Origin of the sequence: Pseudomonas sp. PS01297 (assembly GCF_029959305.1) — a bacterium.
GTDB classification, from domain to species: Bacteria; Pseudomonadota; Gammaproteobacteria; order Pseudomonadales; family Pseudomonadaceae; genus Aquipseudomonas; species Aquipseudomonas helleri.
Window position 1 is genome coordinate 56,280 of sequence record NZ_JASCPQ010000019.1, and the last position, 6,000, is coordinate 62,279.

Sequence of the window (6,000 nt, forward strand, 5' to 3'; positions counted from 1 at the left end):
GAGCGGGGAGGGCATGCGCCCGGAAAGGCGCTAAGTGTACCGCACCTGAGCCACTGGGCAGCCTTCGTACCGCCTTTTGGGAGGGGATGGACGGTGTAGAGCGGTTTTTTTACGCTTTTAAGGCGATAAAGCTGACCAAATGGCGAGGTAGAGGCGGATATTTAACCGTCTCTGTGCTAGTTTTGCCCGGTCTTGCGCTGTGTAACGGCGCAAAGCATGCATTCAGCCTGTGTCAGGTCGAACCAAACTCCGTTTTAGCACTCTACATCCGCGATTCGTCGTGAAAGCAAACGGGCGTGCCAGACCCTCGATTTCTGGCTCGATAGCTGACCTTGCACTTTGCAAACCAAATGAATTTGATAGGGAAGGAACATCTCAATGGCTATTACTAAAGACCAACTGATCGCTGATCTGGCTGAAGCTGTAGACGCACCGAAAACTACCGTGCGTGCTCTGCTGGACCAACTGGGTCAAATCGTTGCTGATCAGCTGGAAAATGGCGGCGAAATCACTCTGCCAGGTATTGGCAAACTGAAAGTGACCGAGCGTCCTGCCCGTACTGGCCGTAACCCTTCGACTGGCGCTGCCATCGAAATCGCTGCCAAGAAAGTTATCAAGCTCGTTGTGGCTAAAGGCCTGACTGACGCTGTTAACAAGTAAGAACGCATTAAAAAACCGCGCTTGGGAGTGATCCCAAGCGCGGTTTTTTTATGGGCGAAAATCCTGTAGCCGCTGTCGAGGTACGAGGCTGCGATGGGCTGCGTAGCGGACCTGATATGTTGAAGGTCCTTCGGCCCTTATCGCAGCCTGCGGCAGCGGCTACAGATTTTTATGGCGTTACTTCCAGTTCTTCTCGCGCCACACTTGCTGCTGGTCTTTGTCGTGGAAGGTCCAGGCCACAAAGCGGCTTTGCTTGTTGCCTTGGGACATTTCAACCACCTGGCTTTCACGCGCGCCGGCTTTTTTCAGCGCGGTCTGAACCGCTGGCAGGTTTGAAGCCTTGGACACCAGCACGCTGAACCACAGCACCTGACGGCCCACGTGCACGCTTTCGCGGATCAGTTGGGTCACAAAGCGTTGCTCGCCACCTTCGCACCACAATTCAGCGGCCTGGCCACCAAAGTTCAGCACTGGCAGTTTGCGCTTGGGGTCTGCCTTGCCCAGTGCTCGCCATTTACGCTCGCTGCCGCGCGTGGCTTCGTCCAGCGAGGCGTGGAACGGCGGGTTGCACATGGTCAGGTCGAAACGCTCGTTGCTGTCCAGGATGTCCAGCAGGATCTTCTGCGGATCTGGCTGCAGGCGCAGGCTGATGGCTTTGTTCAGGCTGTTGGACTGCACAATCGCCTTGGCGGTCTTGACCGCCGTGGCATCAACGTCGGTGCCGAGGAACTGCCAGCGGTATTCGCAGTGGCCGATCAGCGGGTAGACGCAGTTGGCGCCGGTGCCGACGTCCAGCACGCGCACATTGGCGCCCTGCGGTATCTGGCCATCGTTGACGCTGGCCAGCAAGTCCGCGAGAAAGTGCACGTAATCGGCGCGGCCCGGCACCGGAGGGCACAGGTAGTCAGCCGGAATGTCCCAGTGGGCAATGCCGTAGAACGACTTGAGCAACGCACGGTTGAACACCCGCACTGCGCTGGGGTTGGCGAAGTCGATGCTCTCTTTGCCGTACGGGTTGATGATCACAAACGCGCCCAGCTCCGGGCAAATCTTGATCAGTTGCGCAAAGTCGTAGTGGCCCTGGTGGCGGTTACGCGGGTGCAGGCTGGGCTTCACCCGAGGTGCAGCCGGTTTGCTTTCACCCGTAGCCTTGGGCTTGTGGCGTGTGGCTTTGGAGGTGCGTGGGGTGGTCATGTTCAATGGGTTCCACAAAAGCAATCGCGGGCAAGGCCGCCCCGGCAGGGGTTAACCCTGCGGGAGCGTCCTTGCCCGCGATCAGGTGCGCAGCGCTGTTACAGGCTGGAAATCCGCGCGTGCTGGTCCGCCAACTTGCTCAAGGCTTGTTCAGCCTCGGCCAATTTGGCGCGTTCCTTGTCAATGACTTCGGCCGGAGCCTTGTCAACGAAGGCCGCATTCGACAGTTTTCCGCCAACGCGGGCCACTTCGCCGTGCAAGCGCTGGATTTCTTTGTCCAGGCGCGCCAGCTCGGCATCTTTGTCGATCAGGCCGGCCATCGGCACCAGCACTTCCATCTCGCCCACTAACGCGGTGGCAGACAGAGGCGCTTCGGCACCGTCTTGCAACACGGTGATCGATTCGAGTTTAGCCAGCTTTTTCAGCAAGGCGTCGTTCTCGGTCAAACGGCGCTGGTCTTCACTGCTGACGTTTTTCAGGTACAGCTGCAGCGGTTTGCCCGGGCCGATGTTCATTTCGCCACGGATGTTACGCGTGCCGAGCATCAAGCCCTTGAGCCATTCGATGTCGTCTTCGGCAGCCTGGTCGATGCGTGCTTCGTTGGCCACTGGCCAAGGTTGCAGCATGATGGTTTTGCCTTGCGCGCCCGCCAGCGGCGCGATGCGCTGCCAGATTTCTTCGGTGATGAACGGCATGAACGGGTGCGCCAGGCGCAAGGCCACTTCCAGAACCCGAACCAGCGTACGGCGAGTGCCGCGCTGACGCTCAACCGGGGCGTTTTCGTCCCACAGCACAGGCTTGGAGAGTTCCAGGTACCAGTCGCAATACTGGTTCCAGATGAACTCGTACAAGGCTTGAGCGGCCAGGTCGAAACGGAACTGGTCGAGGTGACGGGTCACTTCGGCTTCGGTGCGCTGTAACTGCGAGATGATCCAGCGGTCAGCCAGCGACAGTTCGTAGGCTTCGCCGTTCTGGCCGCAGTCTTCGCCCTTGTCCAGCACGTAACGTGCGGCGTTCCAGACCTTGTTGCAGAAGTTGCGATAGCCTTCAACGCGGCCCATGTCGAACTTGATGTCGCGGCCGGTAGAGGCCAGCGAGCAGAACGTGAAGCGCAGGGCGTCGGTGCCGTAGCTGGCGATGCCGTCAGCGAACTCGTCACGGGTCTGCTTCTCGATCTTCTTCAGCAGTTTTGGCTGCATCAGGCCGGTGGTGCGCTTGGCCACCAGGTCTTCGAGGGCGATGCCGTCGATGATGTCCAGCGGGTCCAGGACGTTGCCTTTGGACTTGGACATCTTCTGGCCCTGACCGTCACGGACCAGGCCATGTACATACACGGTCTTGAACGGAACCTGCGGGGTGCCGTCTTCGTTCTTCACCAAGTGCATGGTGAGCATGATCATCCGGGCAACCCAGAAGAAAATGATGTCGAAGCCGGTGACCAGCACGTCAGTCGGGTGGAAGGTTTTCAGGAAATCGGTCTGCTCAGGCCAGCCCAAGGTGGAGAACGTCCACAGGCCCGAACTGAACCAGGTGTCGAGTACGTCGTTGTCCTGTTGCAGCGCAACGTCCGGGCCGAGATTGTGCTTGGCACGCACTTCGGCTTCGTCGCGGCCTACGTAGACTTTGCCCGACTCGTCGTACCAGGCCGGAATCCGGTGGCCCCACCACAGCTGACGGCTGATGCACCAGTCCTGGATGTCACGCATCCACGAGAAGTACATGTTTTCGTACTGTTTAGGCACGAACGCAATGCGTCCGTCTTCAACGGCGGCGATGGCAGGTTCTGCCAATGGCTTGGTCGATACGTACCACTGGTCGGTCAGCCACGGTTCGATAACAGTGCCCGAACGGTCGCCTTTTGGCACTTTCAGGGCGTGATCGTCGATGCTGACCAGCAGGCCGGCTTCGTCGAAGTCGGCAACGATTTGCTTGCGCGCCTCGAAACGGTCCAGGCCAGCGTATTTGGCTGGCAGGGTGCCGTCGATGGAGTCGTTCAGCGTGCCGTCGAGGTTGAACACCTGAACGGCAGGCAGAACGGCTGCGTTTTTGTCGAAGATGTTCAGCAGCGGCAGGTTGTGGCGCTTGCCGACTTCATAGTCGTTGAAATCGTGGGCCGGGGTGATTTTCACGCAGCCGGTGCCGAACTCCGGATCGCAGTAGTCGTCGGCGATGATCGGGATGCGGCGGCCAACGAGTGGCAGCTCAACGAACTTACCGATCAGGGCTTTATAGCGTTCGTCTTCCGGGTTTACCGCTACAGCCGAGTCACCAAGCATGGTTTCCGGGCGGGTGGTGGCGACGACCAGGTAGTCCAGGCCTTCTGCGGTCTTGGCGCCGTCAGCCAGCGGGTAGCGCAGGTTCCACAGGAAACCCTTCTCGTCGTGGTTTTCCACTTCAAGGTCGGAGATCGCCGTGTGCAGCTTGGTGTCCCAGTTAACCAGGCGCTTGCCGCGATAGATCAGGCCGTCTTCGTGCAGGCGTACAAAGGCTTCTTTCACCGCTTCTGACAGGCCGTCGTCCATGGTGAAGCGCTCGCGGCTCCAGTCTACGGACGAGCCCAGGCGACGGATCTGACGGCTGATGTTGCCACCGGATTGATCTTTCCATTCCCAGACTTTTTCCAGGAACTTCTCGCGGCCCAGGTCGTGGCGGTTCAGACCTTGTGCTTCGATCTGACGCTCAACCAGCATCTGAGTTGCGATACCCGCGTGGTCGGTACCCGGTTGCCACAAGGTGTTGCGACCTTGCATGCGGCGGAAACGGATCAGGGCGTCCATGATCGCGTTGTTAAAACCGTGACCCATGTGCAGGCTGCCGGTGACGTTCGGCGGCGGGATCATGATGGTGTACGGGTCGCCCGCGCCTTGCGGGGCAAAATAATTCTCTTCTTCCCAGGTTTTGTACCAGGAAGTTTCAATGGCGTGCGGCTGGTAGGTCTTATCCATGCGCGGCGGGACCCTATTGGCATTAATTCAGGAAAGCCGGCAAGTATAGCGGGGCGGGACGCTGAGGGCGAGATCAAACCCCGCAGGAGCGAGCTGTCGTTAGCAGATCGTGTAGCCGCTGCCGAGGGACGAGGCTGCGATGTGGGCCGCAGGACCGCTGTGCGGGGTCGCTGCGCAACCCATCGCAGCCTCATTCTTCGGCAGCGGCTACAAGGTTTTCGTAAGGTCCGAGCAGCCTGCCGTCAGTTCTGATGCTGCGCCAGCAAGCGCTCCATGTGCGCATCGAGGCGGCGTTTGATTTCGGTTTCGATGTGCGGGGCGAAGTCGTTGATGACGTCGTGCATGATCGCCTGCGCCGCCGTGCGCAGTTCTTTGTCCAAGTGTACGAGCAGTGCGTCCGGGGCTTTTTCTGCCTTGGGGGCTTCAGCGATGCCGACCAACGGTATTTGCGCCGACTCAGGCTCCGGATCTGGCTCGGGGGCGACCGTGTCGTCGATGACATCCGACAGCAACGGTATTTGCTCGCCGCCATGGCCGACCATTTCAGTCAGCAGCGGCGGTTGCAGGCCGTCATCGCCCAGCAACTGGCGAATGGATTCAAGATCGTCGAGCAGGTGTGCAGCTTTTTTCGGCGAATTGGAGGTGTCCATCGTGTGCTCAGAGTCGTTGTAGCTTGTGGTCTTGCAGAGGATAGCCGTGTTCACGGTAGAAGCGAAAACTCTCCCGTGCCGCCAGGCGAACTGCGGGGTCTTCGACCACGACTTCAGCGACGCGGGCGAAACGTTTAAAGAATTCAGGGACTTTGAGGTCCAGGTTGATCAATAAATCCTGATGGCTGGCGGGGGCTTCGGTGAGGCCCATGACAATTGTGCCGTCGGGTTGGTCTTCGGTGTTGCTGTGGGGCACGAAGCTTTCGCCCTTGAAGCGCCACAGACGCTCGTCAAGGTCCTGGCGTTGAGCGGCATCGCTGCAATGCAGGTACACCCGGTGGCCAAGGCGCCAGGCTTTTTCAGTGAGTTTGCAGGCAAAGTCCAGCCGCGCTGAAGGTTCGGCGCTGGGCAGGATATAAAAGTCGACCTTGGTCAGCTCTGTATCGGGTTCTGAGGTCATTGCGGTTCCTGAATCGGGGTTGCGCCGCCATCAGGCGGCGCAACCATCGATTGTCAGCTTCAAGCGTTGGCGCGATCCAGCAGGTATTGCG

The 6,000-nt window shown here is 59.3% G+C and carries 5 protein-coding genes; 1 reads left to right on the plus strand and 4 read right to left on the minus strand.

All coding sequences use genetic code 11. The features are described from left to right. The first annotated feature begins 378 nt into the window (after nt 1-378). On the plus strand, nt 379-660 hold the full coding sequence (locus QMX84_RS08710) for an HU family DNA-binding protein (protein WP_019412143.1): 282 nt from the start codon (nt 379-381) through the stop codon (nt 658-660). 177 nt (nt 661-837) lie between these two features. Here QMX84_RS08710 and rlmF read toward each other — a convergent pair whose 3' ends face one another. The 4 genes from rlmF to QMX84_RS08730 all read right to left on the minus strand — a co-directional run bounded on the left by rlmF (nt 838) and on the right by QMX84_RS08730 (nt 5,885). After that, nucleotides 838-1,854, minus strand: coding sequence for a 23S rRNA (adenine(1618)-N(6))-methyltransferase RlmF (gene rlmF, locus QMX84_RS08715; RefSeq protein WP_153328807.1), 1,017 nt, complete (start codon nt 1,852-1,854; stop codon nt 838-840). Between the two features lie 98 nt (nt 1,855-1,952). Beyond that, nucleotides 1,953-4,799: a valine--tRNA ligase gene (locus tag QMX84_RS08720; RefSeq protein WP_282363608.1), complete on the minus strand. Its 2,847-nt coding sequence runs from the start codon at nt 4,797-4,799 to the stop codon at nt 1,953-1,955. A gap of 242 nt (nt 4,800-5,041) precedes the next feature. Continuing rightward, complete coding sequence (locus QMX84_RS08725; RefSeq protein WP_048368206.1) at nt 5,042-5,449, minus strand: hypothetical protein; 408 nt, start codon at nt 5,447-5,449, stop codon at nt 5,042-5,044. A gap of 7 nt (nt 5,450-5,456) precedes the next feature. Next, nucleotides 5,457-5,885, minus strand: a complete 429-nt coding sequence (locus QMX84_RS08730) for a DNA polymerase III subunit chi (protein WP_123750134.1) — start codon at nt 5,883-5,885, stop codon at nt 5,457-5,459. Nucleotides 5,886-6,000: the final 115 nt, after the last annotated feature.